Annotated in this window: 20 protein-coding genes; 9 read left to right on the plus strand and 11 right to left on the minus strand. The window is 60.1% G+C overall.

All coding sequences use genetic code 11. The annotated features are described in order from the left end of the window. The first annotated feature begins 399 nt into the window (after positions 1-399). Positions 400-4,443 carry an AsmA family protein gene (locus K2Q04_RS07595; protein WP_291161438.1) on the plus strand — a complete coding sequence of 1,348 codons (4,044 nt, stop codon included), beginning with the start codon at positions 400-402 and terminating at the stop codon, positions 4,441-4,443. Between the two features lie 49 nt (positions 4,444-4,492). Here K2Q04_RS07595 and lepA read toward each other — a convergent pair whose 3' ends face one another. Beyond that, entirely contained in the window at positions 4,493-6,295 is a 1,803-nt protein-coding gene (lepA, locus tag K2Q04_RS07600; RefSeq protein WP_291161441.1) for a translation elongation factor 4, read from the minus strand. A 174-nt stretch (positions 6,296-6,469) separates the two neighbouring features. On the opposite strand from lepA, the gene K2Q04_RS07605 reads away from it, so the two are divergent. The 5 genes from K2Q04_RS07605 to K2Q04_RS07625 all read left to right on the plus strand — a co-directional run bounded on the left by K2Q04_RS07605 (position 6,470) and on the right by K2Q04_RS07625 (position 11,861). Next, entirely contained in the window at positions 6,470-7,036 is a 567-nt protein-coding gene (locus K2Q04_RS07605) for a hypothetical protein (protein WP_291161444.1), read from the plus strand. Between the two features lie 255 nt (positions 7,037-7,291). After that, positions 7,292-8,890 carry a SulP family inorganic anion transporter gene (locus K2Q04_RS07610; protein ID WP_291161447.1) on the plus strand — a complete coding sequence of 533 codons (1,599 nt, stop codon included), beginning with the start codon at positions 7,292-7,294 and terminating at the stop codon, positions 8,888-8,890. A gap of 140 nt (positions 8,891-9,030) precedes the next feature. Then, the gene (gene mbfA, locus K2Q04_RS07615; RefSeq protein WP_291161450.1) at positions 9,031-9,987 is read left to right on the plus strand and encodes an iron exporter MbfA; all 957 of its coding nucleotides are present in this window, start codon (positions 9,031-9,033) and stop codon (positions 9,985-9,987) included. Between the two features lie 99 nt (positions 9,988-10,086). Beyond that, a complete protein-coding gene (locus K2Q04_RS07620; protein ID WP_291161453.1) occupies positions 10,087-11,328 on the plus strand; it encodes a lytic murein transglycosylase in 1,242 nt (413 codons plus the stop codon). A gap of 362 nt (positions 11,329-11,690) precedes the next feature. Then, positions 11,691-11,861, plus strand: coding sequence for a DUF1508 domain-containing protein (locus tag K2Q04_RS07625; RefSeq protein ID WP_291161456.1), 171 nt, complete (start codon positions 11,691-11,693; stop codon positions 11,859-11,861). 328 nt (positions 11,862-12,189) lie between these two features. Here the strand turns inward: K2Q04_RS07625 and K2Q04_RS07630 are convergent, their stop codons facing one another. The 5 genes from K2Q04_RS07630 to rpmI form a co-directional block, all read right to left on the minus strand. Beyond that, the gene (locus tag K2Q04_RS07630; RefSeq protein ID WP_291161459.1) at positions 12,190-13,551 is read right to left on the minus strand and encodes an NAD(P)/FAD-dependent oxidoreductase; all 1,362 of its coding nucleotides are present in this window, start codon (positions 13,549-13,551) and stop codon (positions 12,190-12,192) included. A 33-nt stretch (positions 13,552-13,584) separates the two neighbouring features. Next, positions 13,585-16,017: a phenylalanine--tRNA ligase subunit beta gene (gene pheT / locus K2Q04_RS07635; RefSeq protein ID WP_291161461.1), complete on the minus strand. Its 2,433-nt coding sequence runs from the start codon at positions 16,015-16,017 to the stop codon at positions 13,585-13,587. 11 nt (positions 16,018-16,028) lie between these two features. Next, positions 16,029-17,102 carry a phenylalanine--tRNA ligase subunit alpha gene (gene pheS / locus K2Q04_RS07640; protein ID WP_291161464.1) on the minus strand — a complete coding sequence of 358 codons (1,074 nt, stop codon included), beginning with the start codon at positions 17,100-17,102 and terminating at the stop codon, positions 16,029-16,031. 210 nt (positions 17,103-17,312) lie between these two features. After that, positions 17,313-17,690 (minus strand): 50S ribosomal protein L20, encoded by a 378-nt coding sequence (gene rplT, locus K2Q04_RS07645; protein WP_290993618.1) that lies wholly within the window; start codon positions 17,688-17,690, stop codon positions 17,313-17,315. 98 nt (positions 17,691-17,788) lie between these two features. Next, positions 17,789-17,989 carry a 50S ribosomal protein L35 gene (gene rpmI, locus K2Q04_RS07650; RefSeq protein WP_015596609.1) on the minus strand — a complete coding sequence of 67 codons (201 nt, stop codon included), beginning with the start codon at positions 17,987-17,989 and terminating at the stop codon, positions 17,789-17,791. A 482-nt stretch (positions 17,990-18,471) separates the two neighbouring features. Here rpmI and K2Q04_RS07655 point away from each other — a divergent pair, with 482 nt between their 5' ends. Then, on the plus strand, positions 18,472-18,819 hold the full coding sequence (locus tag K2Q04_RS07655; RefSeq protein ID WP_291161467.1) for a hypothetical protein: 348 nt from the start codon (positions 18,472-18,474) through the stop codon (positions 18,817-18,819). Positions 18,820-18,825: 6 nt separating this feature from the next. Here the strand turns inward: K2Q04_RS07655 and K2Q04_RS07660 are convergent, their stop codons facing one another. Next, on the minus strand, positions 18,826-19,266 hold the full coding sequence (locus tag K2Q04_RS07660; protein ID WP_291161470.1) for a GtrA family protein: 441 nt from the start codon (positions 19,264-19,266) through the stop codon (positions 18,826-18,828). 323 nt (positions 19,267-19,589) lie between these two features. On the opposite strand from K2Q04_RS07660, the gene K2Q04_RS07665 reads away from it, so the two are divergent. After that, positions 19,590-19,790, plus strand: a complete 201-nt coding sequence (locus K2Q04_RS07665; protein WP_092863118.1) for a hypothetical protein — start codon at positions 19,590-19,592, stop codon at positions 19,788-19,790. Between the two features lie 113 nt (positions 19,791-19,903). Beyond that, complete coding sequence (locus K2Q04_RS07670; protein WP_291161475.1) at positions 19,904-20,080, plus strand: hypothetical protein; 177 nt, start codon at positions 19,904-19,906, stop codon at positions 20,078-20,080. Between the two features lie 478 nt (positions 20,081-20,558). Here the strand turns inward: K2Q04_RS07670 and K2Q04_RS07675 are convergent, their stop codons facing one another. The 4 genes from K2Q04_RS07675 to K2Q04_RS07690 all read right to left on the minus strand — a co-directional run bounded on the left by K2Q04_RS07675 (position 20,559) and on the right by K2Q04_RS07690 (position 24,043). Then, positions 20,559-20,933, minus strand: coding sequence for a cyclic nucleotide-binding domain-containing protein (locus K2Q04_RS07675; RefSeq protein WP_291161478.1), 375 nt, complete (start codon positions 20,931-20,933; stop codon positions 20,559-20,561). Positions 20,934-21,090: 157 nt separating this feature from the next. Then, positions 21,091-21,621: a translation initiation factor IF-3 gene (gene infC, locus K2Q04_RS07680; protein ID WP_045837304.1), complete on the minus strand. Its 531-nt coding sequence runs from the start codon at positions 21,619-21,621 to the stop codon at positions 21,091-21,093. A 203-nt stretch (positions 21,622-21,824) separates the two neighbouring features. Beyond that, positions 21,825-22,556 (minus strand): hypothetical protein, encoded by a 732-nt coding sequence (locus tag K2Q04_RS07685; RefSeq protein WP_291161480.1) that lies wholly within the window; start codon positions 22,554-22,556, stop codon positions 21,825-21,827. Between the two features lie 323 nt (positions 22,557-22,879). Continuing rightward, positions 22,880-24,043 carry a glycosyltransferase family 4 protein gene (locus K2Q04_RS07690; RefSeq protein ID WP_291161483.1) on the minus strand — a complete coding sequence of 388 codons (1,164 nt, stop codon included), beginning with the start codon at positions 24,041-24,043 and terminating at the stop codon, positions 22,880-22,882. Positions 24,044-24,068: the final 25 nt, after the last annotated feature.

A 24,068-nucleotide genomic window follows, 5' to 3' on the forward strand; every position in this document is an offset into this window, starting at 1 on the left:
CGGATTCCGGAATTGCTTTTCTTGAGTTTGGGAAAGGGGTGCTTCGGGAATTGGCCTCAGCGCCGGGGTTTCCAGATCGCGTTTGAGGTTCTTGCGTTCTGGATGCAGGTGTCGTGCGAGTTGCGTCGACTGCTCAAAACGACAGCTTATCGCTTCGCGTTTCTCGTGAGCCACTCGGTACATCCGCTAGAATCTCTAACGCATTTACAAGACATGTAAGCTTATGATCTAAGAACGCGAATTCGATTTGTCGTAACACTGCTGCACGCTTGTTGGAATTGAGCCAAATTTCGGGTTCAGAGTGAACTTCCGCCGTGCAATACAGGTGTACAAGGCAGGACGTTATTTCGATGTCCGCCAGTATGCGTTGCGTTTCGGGCGCGGCTCAAAGAGACGTTCATGAACAACGGGCTATTATACTTTGGCGGCCTCCTCGTCGTTGTTCTTGCGGCGCTTTTCGCCGTCCCCAATTTCGTCGACTGGAACGGTTACCGCGGTGTTTTCGAGGAAGAAGCATCAAAAGTGCTCGGCCGTGACGTCCGCGTCGGCGGATCGGTGAACCTGAAGCTCCTTCCGGTTCCCTACGTTCGCTTCGAAAAAGTCCGTATCGCCAACTTGACCGGTCAGACGGGTGAGCCATTCGTCCGTGCCGAGAGCTTTACGATGTGGCTTTCGGGTCCGGCAATCCTTCGCGGTGTTTTGGAAGCCAGCCAGATCGAGCTCGACAAGCCGGTTCTGACGCTCGCCGTCGATGATGCCGGTGGCGGGAATTGGACCAATATCGAGCTAAAGGCCGGCGATATGCCGTTCGTGCCGCATGACGTTGCGCTCCGGTCGGTTCGGCTCACCGACGGTGCCGTTGCCATCTACAATGCGGCGGCGGAGCGCGTCGCCCTTCTCGATGGCATCGACGGTGAGCTGTCTGCCGATGGTCTCAAGGGTCCGTTTCGCTTCAAGGGCTCAGTGTCGTGGGCTGGGTCCGCCCATGATGTGAAATTCGCGACCGATATTCCGACCGCAGACGGCGCGTTCGCGCTCAAGGTTTCGGCGCGGGGAGATGACTCGCCGACCGTCTACATGCTGGACGGGCGCGTTTCCGATCTGAGCAACAAGCCGACATTCAAAGGCCGGTGGACGGGGAAGATCGCAATTCCTGGCAGCGAAACGACCACACCGCCTGGAAAGGCTCCGCCGCTGCTCGATCTCGCATCGGACGTGACGGCCGATCCGCTCGGCGCGAAATTTGAGAAGCTCGCACTTTCGCTCGACGACACTGCCGCCCCGCAGACGATCACGGGATCGGCTGTTGCGACTTGGACAGCATCGCCCCGGCTTGATATTTCGCTGCAATCGAAATGGCTCGACATCGACAGGCTTGCGGGCGCTGGGCAGGGAAGCGCGTCCTTCGAGAAGCTCAAGCAACTTGCCGGCGGATTGATGCAATCCGTTGCCGGTGACAGTACCGCGACGGCGAAGATCAGCCTCGATCAGGTGAAGGTCGGCGGCGAAAACGCGGGTGGCCTGTCGATCGATGCGGTTCGGCAAGGCAATGTTACGCATCTCAAAACGTTCAAGGTGAGCCTGCCCGGCGGGTCGCGGCTCGATCTCGCGGGCGATCTCAAGAACAACGCGGGCAAGTTCAGCTTCGCCGGAAATGCGTTCATCGGCGGAAGCAGTTTCGGGCGATTGAAAGCGTGGGCGGAGAAATCCGGGGTTCCGATCGATTTCAATGCCGATGGCTCTTATTCGGCCGCTGGCAAGCTCGAAGTCGACGATACGCATTTCGCGCTGACGGATGCCTCCGGCGATCTGTCGGGGCGGGCGCTCGCAGGCGAACTCAAGATCTTGCGCGGAGACCGGCAGCAAACGGATTTGACGTTGCAGGCCGCAGATCTCGATACGCGTGAAGTTTTCCCGAAAATCGCAGCCGCTCTCGGCAGCGAATTCCGGCGGTCGCTCGGTCTTCGGAAAGTTGAGGGCGCCGAAGATCCCCGCGCCGTGTTGCCGGGCGACGTGCGGCTGCGCCTGATCGCGGCCCGGTTGACGGATGGAGACACGACCTATCGGGACGTCGACGTCTCGTTCACGATCGAAAATCGCGACATCAAGCTGCCGGTCGCGAGGCTCACCACGCAAAGCGGGCTTTCAATCGAACTCGAGGGACGCGTCGAGACGCGCGATAGCGGGCCTGCCGGCACGTTCGCATTCGATCTCACCGGCGCGACGCCAGAGTCGATGCATGATCTCGTCAGCAAAGCCGGGCTTGTCGCGGTGCTCGGCGAGGAGCGCTTCAAAGGCCTGAAGGACGGCAAAATCGCCGGGCTGATCCGGCTTGGTCTCAGGGCGCCCGGGGCGACGGATGTCACATTCGACGGAACGTTGAACGGAGCCCATCTCAACGGGACCGCGGAATTCGATGGCGGTCTCGCGGGCTGGCGCTTGCGGCCAAGCCGCGTGCGAACGGCGCTCGATGCGCCCTCTTTATCGTCGCTCCTGACGATGCTGGGACGCGCGCCGGTGAGCGAGGGACAAGGGGCACAACCGGCTCGCGCGTCGATTGTCACTGTCGGGACCATCGGCTCAGACGCGGACGTTCGCGCCGACGTTTCGTCTTCCGATTTCAATGTGAGTTTCAACGGGCATTCGCAATGGCCCGACAATGCGAATTTGGCACTTAGCGGAACGCTGGATTTCAAGGCGGCGCAGTTCACCGATGCGTTGGCAGCTGCGGGCGTTTCGCTGCCGAGCGGCGCCGAAAATGTGGCGGCGCGTGGTTCGCTCGAGATTGGCCGCACAGGGCCCGATTGGACGATTGCAACACGTGGCTTCTCTGTCGGCACGTCGACGCTTGCGGGTAATGTGACCGTGAAGCCCGATGCGGACGCGATGCGGATCGACGGTAAGCTCGAGACAGATCGCGTCGCGTTTCAGAGCCTGCTTGCAGCGGTGACCGATGCTCGGCCGGCTCCGCCTGCTTCGACCCCGACCGATGCGGCAGACGATGCTGCCGCTGACGCGCAGCCGATATGGCCCGAAGGATTGTTCAATTTCGCGGCGCTGGGCAACACGAACGGGACGCTGAATGTTGCCTTCAAATCTCTTGAGCTGAGCGGCGGTCTCGCGGCGCACGACGGCCGGATGACACTCACGCTCGCTCCCGGAAAGCTTATGCTGAGCGATCTCAGCGCAGTGGCTGCGGGCGGAAAGTTGAGCGGGAGCGTTGGTCTCGAGAAGGTGTCGAACGGTGTTGCTTTCACTTCGGCGCTGAAGCTCGATCAGGCGAAGCTCGCGACCGTCAGCGCGGCCGGGAAAGGCACGGCGACGATCGATCTCCATGCGGAAGCACGAGCGCAAAGTCCGGCCGGTCTCGTCGCGGTCATGACAGGCGGGGGCACAGCAAAGCTGGCGGACGTCGAAGTTCCCGGCCCCTCGACGTCGACGGTCGCGCAGCTTGTCGACGATGTGCTCGGCGGAAAATTGCAAAACGAGCAGCGTGCAATAACGGCCGGTTTCGCGGGCGCTCTCAATAGTTCGAAGATGACGCTCGGCAACCGTGACCTCGCCATGTCGATCTCCGATGGCTCGATCAAACTCGAGAAGTTCGTTCTCGACAGTGCCGACGGCCAGGCGGAAGGTAACGTCACGGCCGATCTCGCCACGCTTGGCATGAACGCTGCGTTCCAACTTACGTCCGTCGTCAGACCGTTGCCGCCGCCCGCAATTCCGCTGGCGAATTGGACACCGCCGCCGCCAAAGGGAACGTTGCCTGCCGTCGTCGTGCTGTACGACGGGCAACTCGACAATCTCGCGGGCGTAACGGTCAAGACCGACGTTGCCAATCTTCAGCGCGAGCTCGTCGTCAGGCAGATGGAGCGCAACGTCGAAGAGCTCGAACAATCGCGGCGCGTCGATGAAGAGCGTGTGCGTCTCGAGAAGGAACGCCGGAAGAAGCTCGCCGCCGAGCGCGCGGCGGCGCTCGAGGCTGCGAAGAAAAAGCAGATGGAACGATTGCCGCCGGTGATCCCGGAATCTGCCGGGACCGCGAACTCTTCGGCTCAGCCGGAGCCGCCGGACGCGCCATCGGCGATGCCAGCTCAGCCGCAACCACCAGCGGCGCCCGGTCCCGGCGCCAATGCGCAGCCAGCCGCTCCATCCGATCAGCAGGCAGAGCCGCAAGATGCGGCCAAGCCCGCGGATGCCGGCAATGGCAATACCGTGTTGACGCCGAATATATCGATTGAGCCCATTGCGCCCGAAGGCGGGAGCGGCGGGGATCCCAATGCTGCGACAGGCGCTGTCGTGATTGATCCGGTAACGGGCTTGCCCGTTCCGAAGCCCGAGCCTGCGGTCCGGCCATCGACGGGACGTTCGACGGTGCAGAGGCAGCCCCGACGCACCTCTTCCGACGAGGTCATGAAAAGCTTAGGCGGCGGCTTCCAGTAGCCGCCTTGAGCTTGCTTTCCGAAGTGGCGCTTGGAGGCGCTCGTCGCCGTCAGTTGTCGTCCATCTTGAGCGCGTTGATGAACGCCTCTTGAGGAATTTCGACCTTGCCGAATTCGCGCATCTTCTTCTTGCCGGCCTTCTGCTTGTCGAGCAGCTTTCTCTTACGTGAGATGTCGCCGCCGTAGCACTTGGCCAACACGTCTTTCCGCAGAGCCTTGATCGTCTCGCGCGCAATGACCTTGGCGCCGATCGCGGCTTGAATCGGAATTTGGAAGAGGTGCGGAGGAATGAGTTCCTTCAGCTTCTCGCACATCGAGCGGCCACGGCTCTCGGCGCGCGAACGGTGCACGATGATCGAGAGCGCGTCGACGGGTTCGCTGTTGACGAGAATGGACAGTTTGACGAGGTCGCCTTCCTCGTAATTCTTGATGTGATAGTCGAACGACGCGTAGCCGCGCGAGACACTCTTCAGACGGTCGTAGAAATCGAACACCACTTCGTTGAGCGGCAGCTCGTAGACCACCATGGCGCGCGAGCCCGCGTAGGTAAGCTGTTTCTGACGGCCGCGGCGGTCCTGACAGAGCTTCAGGACGGCACCGAGATAATCGTCGGGCACGAGGATGGTGGCTTCGATCCACGGTTCCTCGATGTGATCGATTTGGGGAATCTCCGGCATGTCGGCCGGATTGTGCATCTCGATCATCGAGCCGTCGCGCATATGCAAGTGATAGATGACGCTCGGCGCCGTCGTGATGAGATCGAGGTTGAACTCGCGCTCCAGACGCTCCGTGATGATCTCAAGGTGCAATAGCCCGAGGAAGCCGCAGCGGAAGCCGAAGCCCAACGCTGCCGAGCTTTCCGTCTCAAACGAGAAGCTTGCGTCGTTCAGGCGAAGCCTGCCCATCGCCTCGCGCAGGTCTTCGAAGTCGGCGGCATCGACCGGGAAGAGGCCGCAGAAGACGACCGGTTGCGCCGGCTTGAAGCCGGGCAGGGCTTCAGGGGTCGGATTTTTTTCGTCCGTGATCGTATCGCCGACGCGGGTATCGGCAACCTCTTTGATGGCGGCGGTGAAGAAGCCGACCTCACCGGGCCCGAGCTGCTCGAGCATTTCCTGTTTCGGACGGAAAATGCCGACGCGTTCCACCTGATAGGCTCCGTCCGTCGCCATCAACTTGACGCGCTGGCCCTTCTTCAGGGTGCCGTCGATAACGCGGGCGAGCACGATGACGCCGAGGTAAGCGTCATACCAGCTGTCGATGAGCATCGCCTTCAATGGCTTCTTTGGGTCGCCTTTCGGCGCCGGGAGACGCTCGACGATGGCTTCCAGAACCGCTTCGACGTTGAGCCCGCTCTTGGCGGACACCCCGATCGCGCCCGATGCATCGATGCCGATCACATCCTCGATCTGTTGCTTGACGCGGTCCTCGTCGGCGGCCGGCAGGTCGATTTTGTTCAGAACGGGGAGAATCTCGAGGTTGTTGTCGAGAGCTTGATAAACGTTCGCGAGGGTCTGGGCTTCGACGCCCTGGCTCGCGTCAACGACGAGGATCGCCCCTTCGCAGGCGGCGAGCGACCGCGAGACCTCGTAGGCGAAGTCGACGTGGCCGGGCGTATCCATCAGATTGAGCTGATAAAGCTCGCCGTTCTTCGCCCGGTAATCGAGGCGGACGGTCTGGGCTTTGATCGTGATGCCACGCTCGCGCTCGATGTCCATCGAGTCGAGGATCTGCTCCTTCATTTCACGATTTGAGACGTTGCCGCAAAGCTGGATCAGCCTGTCGGAAAGCGTCGACTTGCCGTGATCAATGTGGGCGATGATCGAGAAATTTCGGATGTGTGAAATGGCTGTCATGGGCGGGGCTCATAGCACCCGGAACTGACCGGCAAAAGGGGCGTTAAGCCACTGAGGTGATTATCGGGGCTGCGCCATCGCCGCATCGTCGATATAACTGGCGGGAGGACTGGCGGTGTGCGAGAAAACCCGTCGCGCCCCTTTGTGCTCCCCCGGCGCCCTTGGAGATCCGATATGGCGAATTCATCGTTCGAGGCGAACCCCGCTTTTACCAAGCTCGGGGAAGATACAAAGAAGGCTGTATTGCAGGCGTTCGACGCCATGGCCGACTGGCGGGCCGAGCTTGCCGAACTCGGCGAGAAAAACAGCAATGCCGTGTTCGACAAGATGGCGGAGGCTGCCAAAGCTCTCGGGTGGCCGACCGATTTCGTCGAATTGAGCCGCAAGCAGATGCAAAGCGCCTCCAAGCTGCAGCTACAGGCCGTGGACCAGGTCATGGACGTCTGGGAAAAGCAGGTGAAGGCGCTCGGCAACGCCGGGCAGGCGCCTGGCTTCCCCACGTTCCCGAACTTCCCGAACGTACCCGGTTTCGGAGCCGGGTCCGGTTTCCCAGGGTTCTCGGCGACGAATGCGGGAGCTTTTCCAGATTTCGGCGGCGGGGCAGTCAATCCGATCCAGTTCTGGATGCAGGCCGCGGAGATGTGGCAGAAGGGTTGGCAGCAGGCGATGTCCACATGGGTCGATGCCCAGCAGCAGGCGATGGGCGGCAAGTCCTCGGGCGGTAAAGGCAACTCGCGCTAATGCGCTGAAGTCGCCTCGTAATTCGAAAATTCTACGAAGTTTCAAGGCGTCGGTCCGTGTGGGGCCGCCGCCTTTCTAGTCTGATTTATATCGCAACGCCGCAACTTTTCGTGGTGCCGGGGCCGTTGCGGCTGCGTCTCGCTGTGGCTATCGTCCGCGGCGTTAAATATCGCACGCGGACTACGACTTTCCGCACAAAAACAAAAAGCAAATGCTGCGCGGAACATTGCTCCGCGCAAAAACGGGGAACGCTTTATGACGATGTCGAGCCCGGCTTCAGCTCCGGCCGCTACAAGCACATTTGGACGCGATTTTCTCGCATCCATCGTCGTATTTCTGGTGGCCCTGCCATTGTGCATGGGCATCTCGATCGCGTCGGGGTTGCCACCAACGACGGGCATCATCACTGGGATCATCGGCGGCATCGTCGTTGCGACGATTTCCGGGCAGCCGATGCAGGTCAGCGGTCCGGCCGCCGGTCTCACCGTTCTCGTCTATATGCTCGTCCAAGAGCACGGCGCCGCGATGCTCGGGACAATCGTGCTTTTCGCCGGGCTCATTCAAATGCTGGCGGGCTGTTTGAAGCTCGGCCAATGGTTTCGCGCCGTCTCTCCGGCAGTCATTCACGGGATGCTGGCCGGCATCGGTGTGCTGATCTTCGCCTCGCAGTTTCACGTCATGTTCGACGGCAAGCCGATGGGCAGCGGCGTGCAGAACCTCATCGGGATTCCGACAGCCTTCCTCGATGCGGTACGCGGCGGCGACGCACGTCAAACGGCCGGGCTCGTCGGCCTTCTGACGATCGTCACGATTGCCGGGTGGAGTTCTTACTCGCCCAAATCCCTGAAGCTGGTGCCCGCGCCGCTCGTCGGCGTTATCGTTGCCGTGGTTGCTGCCAAGCTCCTCGGTTTGGAGTCCATCAAGTTCGTCGATGTTCCGAGCAACATCTGGGAGTGGTCGCTCCAGATGTATCCGACAGCAGACAAGCTTTTCCGCATCACCGACCCTGCAATCCTGATTGGAGCAATTTCGATCGCCTTCATCGCCAGCGCCGAGACGCTTCTCTGCGCGACGGCGGTCGATCAGATGCACATGGGACCTCGCACAAAATACGACAAGGAGCTTTTTGCGCAGGGCGTCGGCAACTCGATCTGTGGCGTTCTCGGCGTTTTGCCGATGACGGGTGTCATCATCCGATCGGGCGCAAACGTTGCGGCGGGCGCGCAAACGCGGTTGTCGGCTATTCTGCATGGCGTTTGGCTTCTGCTTCTCGTCGCGTTCTTTCCGGCGGTTTTGAAGCTCATTCCGCTTTCCGCGCTCGCAGCTGTTCTCGTCTATACGGGCTATAAGCTCGCCTATCCGAAGATCGTGCCGACGTTGCGAACCTATGGATGGGCTGAAGTTGCGATCTACGCGGTCACAGTCATCACGATCGTGCTGACGAACCTGCTGGACGGCGTGCTCGTCGGGCTTGGACTATCGCTTCTGAAGCTCGTTTATGCGTTCTCGCATCTCGAAATCACGAAAGAGGAAGGGCCGGACAATCGAGTCGATCTGCACCTTAAAGGTTCGGCGACACTCGTTCGATTGCCGATGCTGGCATCCGCTCTCGAGGCACTCAAGCCCGGTGCGAACGTTCACGTTCATATCGGAGATCTCGACTACATCGATCACGCCTGCATTGATCTGTTGTCGAACTGGGATCGCCAGCATGGGTTGAGTGGCGGCTCGCTTTCGATCGAGTGGGACGCGCTCAAGAACAAGTATCAGCAACGCAGCGGAAACGCGTACGAGCGGGCTGCTGCCAAAGAGAGCGCTGCCGGGGCCGCAGCGGCTGCTGCGAACCCCGCGTGAGCCGAGGTACGGCAATCAGGGAGCGGTCTGCGCTTCCGGCGTGATATCAACAGGGGGCGGCGCGCTGACAGCGTGCCGCTTGCCCAATGGATCATTTGCCACTAGATTAGAATTATTCTAATTCTAGGATCTTGTGGTTCATGCGAAAGTTCGGTGATCTTGATCAGCGCGAAATCCTTGCGCTTGCGATCTCACTCGAGGAAGAGCACGGCCGCATCTATGCCGATTATGCGGCGGGCCTCAGCGCCGACTATCCGGCGTCGGCGAAAATCTTCTCCGAACTCGGAGAAGAGGAAAACGAGCACCGTCGTTGGCTGATCGATCTCTTCCGCCGCAAGTTCGGCGACCATATTCCGCTTATTCGCCGCCAGGATGTGTCCGGTTTCGTCCGCCACGATCCGATCTGGATGGTCCGGCCGCTCGGCATCGAGAAGGTGCGGCGCCAGGCCGAGCAGATCGAAGCGGAGACGCGGAGTTTCTACCAATCTGCATTGGCGCGTGCATCGGACGCCGAAATCCGAAAGCTTCTCGGCGATCTGATTGCGGCGGAAAACGATCACATCGAAATCGCGCACGACGTTGCGGCCGTCGAGCTGACGGATAAAGCCAAAACGCGTGAAGCCCAGGCCGCGCGCCGCTCGTTTGTGCTCAAGTATGTGCAGCCCGGATTGACGGGTCTGATCGATGGTTCGATCTCGACCCTCGCGCCGATCTTTGCGGCGGCCTTCGCGACGCATAACACTTGGCAGACATTTCTCGTCGGCATTGCTGCGTCGGTCGGCGCCGGCATATCGATGGCCTTTGCGGAAGCGCTTTCCGACGATGGCGAGATCTCGGGGCGCGGCCATCCGTGGCTGCGCGGCTCGGTCACAGGGCTGATGACCGCATTCGGCGGCATCGGACACACTCTTCCTTATCTCATTCCCGACTTTTGGACTGCGACGACAATCGCTGTCAGCGTGGTGTTGATCGAGCTTTGGATCATTGCCGGAATACGCTCCCGGTTCAGCGAAACGAGGTTCTGGAGGGCGGCTTCGGAAGTCGTCGTCGGCGGCCTGATCGTGTTTATGGTGGGCATTCTGATCGGCAGCGCGTAGACAGGACGGCGGGGAAGGCCTCACTGAAGCCACAGTCTCTTGACGCTTTGCTCACTGCTGGCAAAAGTGCCGGCGCCCATCAACGGCCGAAGGCATCTCATGCGCGCAGGTTTTCTCGTTTTCACGGTGGCATCCCTCATGCTGGCGGGTCTTTCCGCGACTGCCAATGCGGAAAGCGCGCCGCCCACACCACCGAACAAGCGCAATTGCCAGAACACGGTGCCGTTCAACACATGGCTCGCAGATTTCAAGCGCGAGGCGATCGCCGAAGGCATTCGCCCGGAGATCATCGAGGAAACGATCGGCGGCATGACGCCTGATCAGGGGACGATCAGCCGCGACCGGAAGCAGGGCTTCTTCTCGCAGACGTTCATCGAATTCTACTTCAAGCTCGCCACCAAAAACCGCGAGCAGATGGGCCGCACGTACCTGCAGCGTTATGCCGACATATTCGACCGCGCCGAGAAAGAGTTCGGCATTCCAGGCGCGGTTATCACCGGGTTCTGGGCGCTTGAAAGCGACTTCGGCGCCGGCATGGGTAAGCTGCCCGTTCTGCACTCGCTCGTGACTTTGGCGTGGGATTGCCGTCGCGGCGATATGTTTCGCGAAGAGCTGAAAGCGGCGATGAAGATCGTTCAGCGCGGCGATCTTACTCCCGATCAGATGATCGGCTCGTGGGCGGGTGAACTCGGTCAGACGCAGTTCCTGCCGCGTCACTATCTCAATCTTGGCATCGATTACGACGGCGACGGGCGCGTCGATCTCATTCGCAGCAATGCCGACGTCATCGGATCGACGGCGAAATTCCTGTCGGAGATGGGCTGGCGGCGCGGCGAGCCATGGATCGAGGAAGTGCGTCTCACAAAGGAACTGCCGTGGGAGAAGGCTGATCTCGCGATCCAGCTGCCGCGCTCGCAATGGGCGGCGTGGGGCGTTCAAGCTGTCGGTAGCAAACAACTCCCGGCGGATGGTCTTCAGGCTTCGCTGCTGCTGCCGATGGGCCGCAACGGCCCGGCGTTTCTCGCCTACCCCAACTTCCACGTTTACACGGATTGGAACCAGTCGCTTACCTACGCGATGACGGCGGCGCATCTCGCTGCGCGCATGGCGGGTGCGCCGAACCTAAATAAGGCTAGCGGCAATGTGGTTTCGCTGAGCTACGAACAGCTGAAAGAGCTGCAAAGCCTTTTGAAGCGTCGCGGCTTCGATGTGGGCGAGATCGACGGCAAGCTCGGCGCCGGCACGCGCAAGGCCGTCAAGGAAATGCAGATCAAGTTCGGTCTACCGGCCGACAGCTATCCGACGGCGGAGCTGATGAACGCGCTGCGCGGTCGCAGCTAACGAGCTTTATTTGATTTCGCTGGCGAGCCGATGAATTGGCCAGCCGCCTAACTCTCGGACTCACATACGGCGCGCCGATTTGCCCGCTGGCGCGACCGTCAGGAATGACGTCCGGGGCCGAATCGTGTCATGAGTGTGACCGCAGCGTTCCTTATCCAAGTTGCCAACACGGCAGCCGGACCGAGGGTGGCGGGGACTTTAGTCACGAGCACACCGTCGTAAGACGCGAAGGCTAGCCTCCTGAGGCGAGCTTTGGCGTCCGTTTCGTCGTTGGCCTTGATTTCCAAGACCCACTCCGCGTTGTCGTGACGATAGCTGAATAAGTGCGTCTGCATCGTTGCAACCAGTATGGAGGTAAGCCGATGGCTTACTACGTCTACAAGGATACCGGTGGCTATTGGCGCTGGCGTCTTGTTGCCAACAACAACAAGATCATTGCCAATTCCGGTGAAGGATACTGGAACAAGTCAGATTGCATTCACGCGATCGATCTTGTGAAGGGATCATATAGCGCCCCGGTGTACGAGGCTTAGACCGGAGTTGGGGACCAAAGGGCTCGCTTGGCGGCATTACCCCTTGGCTCCCTTCCCAGAAACTAGGGTGCCGCGCTATCGCGCGTCATCCCCCCACACATTACGAAATTCTTGTCCTTCACCGCAACCGTGGATGGAGTCGAGTTAACACGAAGTTACCCGCAACGCGGCTAGTTCCACGGACAAGAATACGATTCTGATTTTGTAGACAATGTTAGCGTCAACCTGCGTGAAACTGACGTGCAGAAAACCACTTCTGCTTTGTCTTGCTCTGTGAGCCGCCGGCGCAATTGTATTCCGTCACTGCAATTCGTGCAGCGCTGCGAACCTAGTGCAGCTTGACCTGCGGTTCGGTGCGGCGCGTGAGTATGCGCGAGAGCGTGTCGAGCGCGACCTTGATATATCCGTGCAGCGCGACTTCGTGCATCTTGTAGAGCGACCGATACATTATTTTGGCGAACCAGCCTTCGATGCGCAGCGACTTGCCTTCGATGAAGCCCATCAGGTTGCCGACGGTCGAATACTTACCGAGCGAAACCAGCGAGCCGAAGTCGCGATATTTGAACGGCGCCAGGTCCGTCGCGCCATTCATGCGGCGCTGGATCTGTTTGACGAGATGGCTCGATTCCTGGTGAGCGGCCTGGGCGCGGGGAGGGATCGGCGCCGTTTCGCCGTCGGGCACTAAATAGGCGGCATCGCCGATGACGAAGATGTTGTCGTCGCGCGTTGTCTGCAACGTCGGTTTGACGACGAGCGTATTCATGCGGCTGACTTCAAGACCATCGAGCTTCGATAAGACATTCGGGCCTTTGACGCCTGCGGCCCAGACGACGAGCTCGGACGGAATGAACTCGCCGTTGGCGAGCGTTACGCCTTCCGCGGTGACCTTCGTGACCGGACTGCCGACGCGGATATCGACGCCGATGCCGCGCAGAATGTCAGCGGTTGCCTGCGAAAGACGCTCGGGAAGGGCGGGCAAGATGCGGGGCGCTGCTTCAATCAGCGTGATCTTGAAGTCTTTCTCCGGATCGAGCTTGTCGAGGCCGAATTCGATCAGGCCGCGAGCCGCATGGTGCAGCTCTGCCGATAGCTCAGAGCCCGTTGCGCCGGCTCCGATGATCGCGACGTGGAGCTGGCCGTCCCTCACGGGGCCCGGCTGCGCGTAGGCGCGAACGCAGGCGTTCAACAGGCGCCTGTTGAAGCGCTCCGCCTGGTCGGGCGTGTCGAGCATGATCGCATGCTCCATGACGCCGGGCGTTCCGAAATCGTTTGAAATGCTGCCGATGGCGATGACGAGCGTGTCGTAGGGGAACCAGCGATCCGGCGTAATCTCGCGGCCGTCCTCGTCGTAGGTGGCGCCGAGGTGCACGCGCTTGTTGGCGCGGTCGATCCCGATCATTTCGCCGTAGCGATAACGAAATCCGTGCCAGTGGCCCTGGGCCTGATAGGACAGCTCGTGGCGGCCGGTATCCATGCTGCCTGCCGCGATCTCGTGCAGAAGCGGCTTCCAAATGTGCGTACGCGCACGATCGACGAGCGTGATTTCTGCCTTGCCGGACCGGCCGAGCTTCTGGCCGAGCTGTGTCGCGAGTTCCAATCCGCCCGCGCCACCTCCGACGACGACGATGCGATAGGGATGCTTTTCGACGGTGCCTTTGTCTGGCGATGTAGCGGGAGCCTGCAAGTTCATATTGGCCTCATGCGCAAAGTCATGACGGCGGCATCAGGAACGCAAGTCGCCGCCGGTTGCCTTCTTAACATCCGTTACTATTTTTTTGGTTATCGTTTCGATCGCCTGATCGGTCAGCGTTTCCGTCGCAGGCTGGATCGTTATTTCTATGGCGATGGATTTCTTGCCTTCGGCCGCGAGACTGCCGCCTTCGAAAACGTCGAACACGTTGACGGAACGGATCAAAGCCTTATCGGCGTTCGCCGCAGCTTTCACGACATCTCCGGCGGCGACGTCTTTCGGCACGATGAAAGCCAGGTCGCGCGTGAGGGGCAACAGATCAGACGCTGCAAGCGGCGGCTTGGCGCGAGATTTCTTCTTCTCCGGCGGCAGAGCGTCGAGGAAGATCTCGAAAGCGGAAACGGGGGCTTCAACGTCGAGCGCCTTGAGCGTCGCGGGGTGAATTTCGCCGAAGTAGGCCAGCACGGTCTTCGGGCCGAGCTTGAGTGCCGCCGACCGGCCCGGATGATACCAAGCTGGGGCATCGCGCGTGATCTGCGCTTTCGAAGGGTCGAGCCCGAGCGCGGAAAGTGCAGCGAAGACATCGGCTTTGACGTCGAAGACGCCGACGGGGTCGGCGTTGCCGTCCCAGTGCCGTCCTGCGCCCGTCAGGTGTGCCGTTCCGGCGCGTACACCGGCGGCGCTCGCATATTGATCTTCCGGCCGCTCGCCGCGGTAGGCTTGGCCGAGCTCGAAAAGCGCGACATCCGCAATGCCGCGGTTACGGTTGCGCGTCACTGCCGTCAGCAGGCCGGGGAGCAATCCCGGACGCATCGACGACATTTCGACGGAGATGGGGTTTCCAAGATCGAGAGCCGGTGCGCCACCGCCGAAATGGATGGCTTCCTCTTTCGGAATGAAGCTCCACGTCACAGCTTCGACGAAGCCGCGGGCGGCAAGCAAGCGGCGGCCGCGACGGGCACGCTTCTGCTTTTCGGTGAGGACGGCGCGGGCAATTCCGTCGGCGCGCGGCAGGGGCGTCGCCGGGATGCGATCGAGACCGGCAATACGGACGACTTCTTCGACGAGGTCGGCAGCGCCATGGACGTCGGGGCGCCAGGTCGGAACCGTGACCTTGGCGGCGTTCGGCGTGCCATCGATGGTGAAGCCTAGCGCATTCAGCGTATGCGAGATCTCGTCGTTCGAGAGTTTCACGCCCGAAAGCTTTTCGATGCGCGCGAAATCGAAGGAAATGACGCGGTTTTCGATAGGCTCTTTGCCCGCGATCTTGGACTTCGTCGGCTCACCACCGCAGAACTTCAGGATCATGTCCGTCGCGAGATCGAGGCCGGGCCGCACTGACGCCGGATCGACGCCGCGCTCGAAGCGATACCGGGCGTCCGTTTGCAGGCCGACCTTCCGGCCCGTCGCCGCCGTGCGGAGCGGATCGAAATAGGCGCTCTCGATGAAGACGTCGGTCGTCGTTTCGGTTGAGCCCGAGGGTTCGCCGCCCATGATGCCGCCGAGGCCGAGCGGACCAGAGTCGTCGGCGATGACGCACATGGTGTCGTCGACGGCGTGCTCTTTGTCGTCGAGGCCGAGGAACTTCTCGCCTGCTTTGCCGAGACGGGCGCGAACGGCGCCTTTCAGCTTGGCCGCATCATAGACGTGCAGCGGACGGCCGCGATCGAGCGAGATATAATTCGTGACGTCGACGAGCGCGTTGATAGGGCGGAGGCCGGCTGCCTTCAACCGCGCCTGCATCCATGCGGGCGAGGGTCCGTTCTTGACGCCTTTGACCAAACGTCCAGCGAATACCGGGCAGGCGTTCGCAGTATCCTTCGTGAAGTCCAGCTTAATGTCGATCGGGCATTCGGCCTTGCCTTCGACCGCGCCGAGTTTCGGCTCTGGCTTCAGCTTGCCCATGCCTGCTGCCGCGAGATCGCGCGCGATGCCGCGAACGCCGGTGCAATCGGGCCGGTTCGGCGTCAGTTTGACTTCGATGACGGGATCGTTGAGGCCCACGGCATCGATATAGCGGGCGCCGACGTTATCGGCCCATTCCGCCGGCAGATCGAGAATGCCATCGCTTTCCTCGGAGAGTTCGAGTTCGGCGGCTGAGCACATCATGCCGTTCGAGACGACGCCGCGAACGGGCTTCTTCTCGAGCGTGATTTTCGAGCCTGGAATGTAGGTTCCGAGCGGTGCGAAGACCGACACCATGCCGGGGCGCGCGTTCGGTGCGCCGCAGACGACTTCCATCAGCGGCTCGCCTTTGGCGACCTCGACCTGGACGACCTGCAACTTATCCGCGTTCGGATGTTTTTTGGCTTCGACGATGCGCGCGATCTTGAAGGCGCCGAGCGACTTCGCCGGATCTTCGATGCCTTCGACCTCGAGCCCGATCGCGGACAGCGTCGTCGCGATCTCGTCGACGGATTTCTCCGTGTCGAGGTGATCCTTCAGCCAAGAGAACGTGAATTTCATTGTTCGCGCCTTTAGGTCGACAGCCCGCCGCCGAGGGTCGGCACATCAAGCATCGAAAATCCGTAGTGGCTGAGCCACTTCAAATCGCCGGAGAAGAACGAGCGCAGATCGGGGATGCCGTATTTCAGCATCGTGAGCCGGTCGAGGCCGACGCCGAACGCGAAGCCCTGATACTTCTCGGGATCGAGACCGCAATTGCGAAGCACGTTTGGGTGCACCATTCCGCAACCCAGAATTTCGAGCCACTGGCCGGGTTTGCCGATCGCTTCGGCGCCGATGTCGACTTCCATCGAGGGCTCGGTGAACGGGAAGTGCGACGCGCGGAAGCGCATCTTCACTTCGTCGACCTCGAAGAAGGCCTTGCAGAATTCCTGCAGCACCCATTTGAGGTGGCCCATGTGGGTCGACTCGTCGATGACGAGGCCTTCGACCTGATGGAACATCGGCGTGTGCGTCTGGTCGCTGTCCATGCGGTAGACGCGACCGGGCGCGATGATGCGGATCGGCGGCTTCTGCGAGACCATCGTGCGGATCTGCACGGGGCTCGTGTGCGTGCGGAGCAACAGGCGCGAGCCGTCGGCCTTCGGCGAGAAATAGAACGTGTCGTGATCCTGGCGCGCGGGATGCTCGGCTGGGATGTTGAGCTTGTCGAAGTTCATCTCGTCGGTCTCGATGTCCGGACCTTCGGCGACCGAGAAGCCCATGTCGGCGAAGATCTCTACGACTTCGTCGAGGACCTGGCTGACGGGATGAATGCGGCCTTCCGCGACCGGACCAAGGCGAACCGGCAGCGTGACGTCGGCGCGCTCAGTCTTGAGGCGTTCGTCGAGCGCGGCGGTTTCAAGCACTGCCTTGCGGGCATCGAGCGCGTCGGAGACTTTCGACTTCAGCGTGTTGACCGTCTGGCCGAAGGTCTTGCGTTCTTCGGGCGGCAGCGAGCCGAGCTTGCTCATCAGCTCGGATACGCGACCCTTCTTACCGAGGGCCGAGACGCGGACGGTATCGAGCGAGGCCAGGTCGCCGGAGCCGGCAATCTCGGCCAAGAGGCTCGTTTCGAGTTCGGAGAGAACGTCAGAAGTGCTCATGCAAAACCTCGTCCGGGCGCGGGTCCTTGATGTCATCCCGGACGACGCGCGGCCTTTGTTTGGCAGGCTTGGTGCGCACGATCAACTCCGCGCGACGCCCCGGAGGCTCATATTCGTGAGCCAGATCGCCGCCTGAAGCGCTGGGTCCCGGCTCTGGGGCGCGACCGCGCGTGACGCGCGGTCGCTTCGGCCAGGATGACGATCGTTTTGTTAAGCTGCCTTTGCGACCGGCGAGCTGGCAGCTGCCGCAGCCTTGTCGACGAGGGCCTTGAAGCCCGCGGGATCGTTGATCGCAATGTCCGACAGAACCTTGCGATCGACCTCGATGCCGAGGTTCGTCAGGCCATTGATAAAGCGGCCGTACGTCAGGCCGTGCTCGCGGACAGCGGCGTTGATGCGCTGGATCCAGAGCGCGCGGAAATTGCGCTTGCGACGCTTGCGATCGCGATAGGCGTACTGCTGCGATTTCTCGACAGCCTGCTTAGCGACGCGGATCGTATTCTTGCGGCGGCCGTAAAAGCCTTTCGCGGCCTTGATTACTTTCTTGTGCTTGGCGTGGGCGGTAACGCCACGTTTGACGCGAGCCATGGGAGAAAACTCCTGGAATTAGTGCTTCAAGAAGAAAGAGATTTCATTCGGGGCTTGGCGCTCCCTACGGGGAGCCGGCCGCAAGCACCGGAGAGATCTCAGCGGTTGTAGGGCATGTATTTCTTGACGATCTTCGCGTCAGAATCGTTCAGCACGCCTGTGCCGCGCGCCTTCTGAATGAATTTCGCCGTGCGCTTGATCATGCCGTGACGCTTGCCAGCCTGGGCTGCAACAACCTTGCCCGTGCCGGTCATCTTGAAGCGCTTTTTGGCGCCGCTCTTCGTCTTCATTTTAGGCATTTTGCTTTGGTCCTTATATCGCTCACGGGCCGCACCGCCGATCGCTTGCGCGCTCGGCTGGCCCTCCGCGGGGGCGGCGCCTGCGCCGGGCCGCCTTGCGGCCCCGGCCCCTTAGGGTCCGAAGTGCGGAGGCGAGCTTGAGGCGCTCAGTGCCTGGGTTCTTTACGAACCGAAGTGCGATCACCGGGTGGCGATTGCACTCTCGGCCGCATCTCTGCGACCGGTCCTGCGAAGGGTGCTTTTTGCGGTTTCCGCTTGTTTTTCAAAAGCATAAGAACCGCCACGGCATGCCTCGCCGGGCGGCTCTGGACGGGTTTATAGGGGAGGCATCGGAACTTCGCAACATTTTCGGCAAGCGATGCGAAAAATGCAACGCTTCGCAGGTTTTCGGCGAGGGGCCGCGAAATTCTCACGAGTTACATTAGAACTAAATACAAAGTTAATGCGTTGTTAGGGGCGCAAATGCGCGAGGGAGACGGGCCGTGAAGCAGATCATCGATCAGATCGTCAGTTTGCTCCAGCAGGGCATCACGGCCATTTTCAGGTTCGTCGAGCTCGTCTGGCAGTGGTCGTTCGGCCAGATGTTCGAGATCTTTCAGTCGAATTGGCAGGCTTTGCCGGTTTGGAAAATCGCAATTCTGGCGGTCGTCGTCATCGCCATCATCTACGTACTTTACAAGGGCTTCTTCCAGCTTTGGGCGGCGGCGGAACAGATCTTCAAGGCGTTCGTCGAACTGCTGATGGTGCTCGTATCAATCCTGCCCTACGTGCTGATCGCCGGCTTGATCGCCGCGGGCGGAAGCTACATCATTCAGCACGTCAACATCTAAGCGGGATCAGCTCGACGATACCGATTGCAATTCGGTTTCCGCATCGGCGGGAGCATTGGTGTTCTTGCTGAACACGATGCGGCTGCGGACGTAATAGAGGGACACGAAACAGATCAGCACGGAGATCGTTTTCCCGTCGATGGGCGGGAGATTCATTTCGTGCACCGTCAGCCAGATCACGCCCGCCGTCAGCAGAAGACCGAGGAACGATGTCCCCGCGAATTCCATGAACACGCGATGATTGGATTTGTGCGACATGTCGTGATTGAAGACGAAGGCCCTGGTCAGGGCATAGTTCACGACCATTCCGACTGTATATGCGATGACGCTCTGCAGAATTGGCAGTCCGAAGATGTATGTCAGTGAGAGAAAGATCGTGTAGTCGACGACGGTCGAACCCAGGTTAACGCCGAGGTAGAGAAGGGCGTGACGAACCTTGGGATGCATTTCGAAGCCTTTTTGCGACTGATGGGCGGACGATGCGACACCTAAAGCGGACTGACAAGCGAACCGCTGTATCTTGGGAAACAGGAACGATTTTTTGCGCGGGCAGCTGCTCGTCGACCGCAGTTTTTAGGCTGATTTGATTGCGCCCGATCATGCGCCAAATGGACCTCGACCGGATCTTCTCGCGCGGCGATGCCGGAATTCATCAGCAAATTCGTGCTTACCGCTGATTGCGTCTCCTTCGCCGCTGTTGACTGGCGCCCTCACTCGGTTGTGGCAAACTAAACTCGCCCTGACGTGCGACCATCCTCAAGAGACTGCTCATGAGACTCGATCCGTTCATCGTGGCGATTTTCTTTCTTGCAGCGCTTCCCACCGCTGCCATCAGTCTGCGTTCCGCCACCGGTTGGCGTGCCGGTGTCGTCTTCGCGGCGTTTTATCCGGCGCTGGTCTTGCTGGTCGGCATTCTGATGATCGCGGCGTTCATTTCACTCGCCGCACTCGGTTTGGTCGACCTCGATTGATCTCTTCGTCGGTCGGTGAAGCTTAGGCCGCGCAAGCGTTTCGCGGGGAACAGCGCGCGAGAGCTTCGACGTGTGATGTCCGTTGCATCATCTTCAGTCTACGGATCAGAGTCATGTACCACATCGTTCATGTCGGATTGAACAACGCGGCCCTGAAACAGCTCGACGATCTGCGTCAGGCCTTTCCAAATCTCTACAATCGCCAGGATATTCTCCTGCAGCTTCTCGAAGAGGCTCATCAGAAATATGCGAAAGAAGCTTTGAAGCCGAAGCTGCAGATTGCAGCGTAATTCCAGAGTCTTACAGTACTTACTTCCATTAGCTCGCCGTTTGTAAACGAGGCGCGCCCGGCGTTAATGCGGTTTACACAAAGATTACAATTCTTTCTTTGCAGTCCTTCCTTATTCAGAGTTCATTCAGTCGTAGGCAACGACGGTTGCTCGCACGCTTACTCGCGTGCTGTTTAGGATAAGCGGAGATGAACATGCGTATTGCACCACTATTGGCAGCGTCCGTCGTTGCGATCGGTTTGTCTGCGGCGGGCTCTTCTTCTTCACAGGCCGCTCAGCTCGCACCGCTAAAGGGAATACAAGCAAGTCAATCACTTGCGACGCCGGTTGGTGTTCGCCGGTACTGCTGGCGCTGGCGTAATATCTGCGCAAGCCGCTGGGGTTGGGGCGGCCCGCGTTTCCGCCGCTGCATGTGGCGTCACGGATGCTGATCTTCATTTGACCGTGTGCGCGGCGTCGAAGAGCGATGCCGCGCATCTCACATTTGCTTGTTCGCCCGCCGCAGCCGGGTCGCGAGAAGGCTCATGACGCGGAGCGCGAATTGCGGATCGTCGCGGACGACCGCGAGAAACGCCGGCTTATCGATGGCGACAACTTCTGTCGGTTCAGCGGCCATTGCGGCAGCGCTTCGCGGTCCATCATCGATCAACGCCATCTCGCCGAAAATGCCGCCGGCTTGGACGTTTTCCAGCACTATCCCATAGGTAATGACGTCAACCCGGCCTGACCGCACCATGTACATGGTGTCACCGGGATCTTCCTCGAGGAAGATCTTTTCGCCGGCCTCGAAATGGCGGTAGGGCGCGCCAATGCGGTCGAGTATCGAGAAATCAAAAGGCCGGTCGTCGCTCATGCGGCCGCTCCCCCGAAGACTTCCGTCGGTCGGGCAAAGCTAGAACCGTCCGTGTGCGAGAGCAAGTCTCAGAGGCGGCGCCGTAACCGGGCCAGGACCAGCGGGCAGAGGTAGACAAGGGCGGGGCGGAAACCCCGCCGCAGTCACTTCATTGACGTCATTTGGGGGCGAGCACCATGACCATCTGGCGGCCTTCAAAGCGTGGTTCGCTTTCGACCTTTGAGATGGACTCGGTGTCGGCTTTCACGCGCTGCAGGACGGCCATGCCAAGCTGAGAGTGCGCCATTTCACGGCCGCGGAAGCGCAGCGTTATCTTGACCTTATCGCCATCTTCGAAGAACCGCTTAATCGCCCGCATCTTCACGTCGTAGTCATGATCATCGATGCCCGGTCGCATCTTGATCTCTTTCAACTCAACGATTTTCTGATTTTTACGGGCCTCGGCGGCCTTCTTCTGTTCTTGGAATTTGAACTTGCCGAAGTCGAGGATTTTGCAGACCGGCGGTTCCGCGTCGGGCGAAATTTCCACGAGGTCTAGTCCGGCCTCTTCGGCGCGGGCAAGTGCATCGAATTTTGCGATGACGCCGACGTTCTGGCCTGTCTCATCGATGAGACGGACTTCTCGGGCCCGAATTTGGTCGTTGATGCGGGGCCCTGAGTTTTCCCGGCTCTGAGGCTCGGGTCGCATTGGTTTACGGATGGTTCAACTCCTTATGTGGTTCCAATTATTGACCGAAGACGGATTCCCGGCTCAGTCAGCGGCGAACATGGGAAAGAACGGGCTCTCAAGTCAAGCGTGACGCGTGAGCAAAATTGCCAAAAGGCGTGCCTTCGGCCGTTTTCCGAACACTTTCCCGTCTTCGCAGGGCTTTTTTGCGGGGCAGATGGCCCTCAACGCCAGTGCTTCGCTATCCACGGGGTCGGCAGGACATACTTATAGGATCTCTTCCACGCCGCGTTGACAGGCCAAATTCCGTCGCGTGCTTCATCCGGATCGGGCTTGCCGTGGAACGCTACGACCTTTGCTTCGGGCGGGAGCCGAGGCGGAATGAAGAAATTCAGGGGCCAACTCGGCAGCAGCGAGTGTTTGAAGCTCAGGCACCATTCCGGGGGGAAGAAAACGACGTCTTCGCTCTCGGCGGAAATGTATTGTTGTTCAATCCGGTAGCGGCGCAGGATGGCTTCAGGATCGGCGTTGAACGTGTCGAAGATGTGAGACATCTTGCCGACAGGGAACCGATAGATCGAGGTATTGCCGACGCGCTCGTTGGGTTGGGTCCAGTTCTGGGCAACGCAAAAACGCCCGGGCTCGAAGTCGAAGAAGCCGTCTATCGATCCTGTGATTACAACGTCGAGATCAAAAAACAGTACGTCGCCTTCGAGATCGTGAAGCGGGTATTGCCAGAGAGATAGCTTCCGCCACGGCGTCGCAAATTCGCGCGCGGGCAAGTTGATCGGGGGAAGAGGTGCAATTTGCACCCACGGATCGACCCCTTTTGCGTCGTCAGTGAAACATATGAGGCGGGTTTCCCGCTGCGTATTGCGGCGGATCATCGATGCCAAGCGATTGAGGTATTCGATGCCGTATCGCGTACCCCATTTGATACAGATTATTGTTTGCATCGCCTCGCTTTTGACACTTATGACCACGTCCCCGTGGTTTCAACACATCCTGTCCGGTCTTTGATATCGGAAGTTTTCCGGACGCAAAAGCGCGCACAGTGAACTGTGCGAACAATAGTGTCAGTAACGGTGATAGCGGTGAAGAATTATGTCAGGCCCACTCAACCGGGCATTGCGCAAAATGTTCTTTGCAAGACGAAGGCGTTCAGTGGAGAGCTGACGGTGCCGACTTTTCCACGAAAATATCCCGTGCGCACCGTCACGGCGAGAGGGCCGCGACGATCAAAGACCTTTCACCCAGCTGGATGAGAGGCCTGACGGCGTCATTTTGCGTCGATCAAGCGTTGGTAAACGGCCAGCGTTTTCGATGTCAGCTGGTCCAACGTAAAGCGGCTTCGAACGTTGGCCGCTCCTCGTTCGCCATATGCTTTACGCTTCTCGGCCGGCCACTTCAGCATTGTTCCGATCGCATTGGCGACGGCCTCTGGATCAGCGTATGGGACGCGCAAACCGGACGCTTTGTCGGGTGAGACGTCGGGTTCTGTCAGCGCTACTTCGCGGCCGGGGCCCGTGTCCGAGACGATGATCGGCACGCCCATCGCTTGGGATTCGATGGCGACGCGCGGAAGGCCCTCCTGCTCCGAAATATTGAGCGCGATATCACTGATCCCGTAAGCGGCCGCGATGTCGCGCACGTGTCCGGGGAAACGTAATTGATGCGCGACGCCGAGCTTCTGCGCCTGTGCTTCGAGTTCTTCTTTGAAGGCCGGTTTTTCGACTTCGCCAGCCAAGACACAGACGACATCCGGCGCGCCGCGCTGTTTCAGAATTCCCAAAGCAGAGACGAGATGATGCTGCGCTTTGCGCGGCGTGATGCGGCCGGCGAGGATCAGGACGGGCTTGCTGCCGTCTGCATTCAGCAACTTTCGCACCGCAGCCAATCTTTCGGATGTCAGCAGCGCGGGATCAAATACAGTCCCATCGAAGGCACGATGAATAACGGCGATCCGCTCTTCGGGCGTATGGTAGCGGGTGCGGATGAGGTGCGCCATGTAGTCCGAAACCGCGATCACGGTATCGCTGCGTGCCATGACGCTATTGTAGAAATTCTTCACCCGGGTTTTTTCGGAATATTCGGAATGGTAGGTTGTCACGAAAGGCGTGCTGGTGCGCCGCGCAGCGTAAAGGGCGCTCCAAGCCGGTGCGCGGCTTCGTGCATGAATGATCGAGACGTTTTCGCGGCGGATGATGTCGGCGAGCTGCCGCGCATTCTTCAAGAGCACGAGCGGGTTCTTGGTGGCGAGCGGCATGGGAATATGTTCGCCGCCTGCGGCAACGATCTGATCGACCATCGGGCCGCCTGCGGACGCGACGAGAGCGCGGTGTCCGTTTTTGACGAGCGCGGTTGCTATCTGCAAGCAGCCGAGTTCAGCGCCGCCCGCGCGCATACGAGGAATGACTTGCAGCACCGTCAAAGTGTTTTTCATTTCAGCTCATCAATCGGAGTCGTTG

Source organism: Hyphomicrobium sp., from assembly GCF_019753045.1.
Lineage (GTDB): Bacteria > Pseudomonadota > Alphaproteobacteria > Rhizobiales > Hyphomicrobiaceae > Hyphomicrobium_B.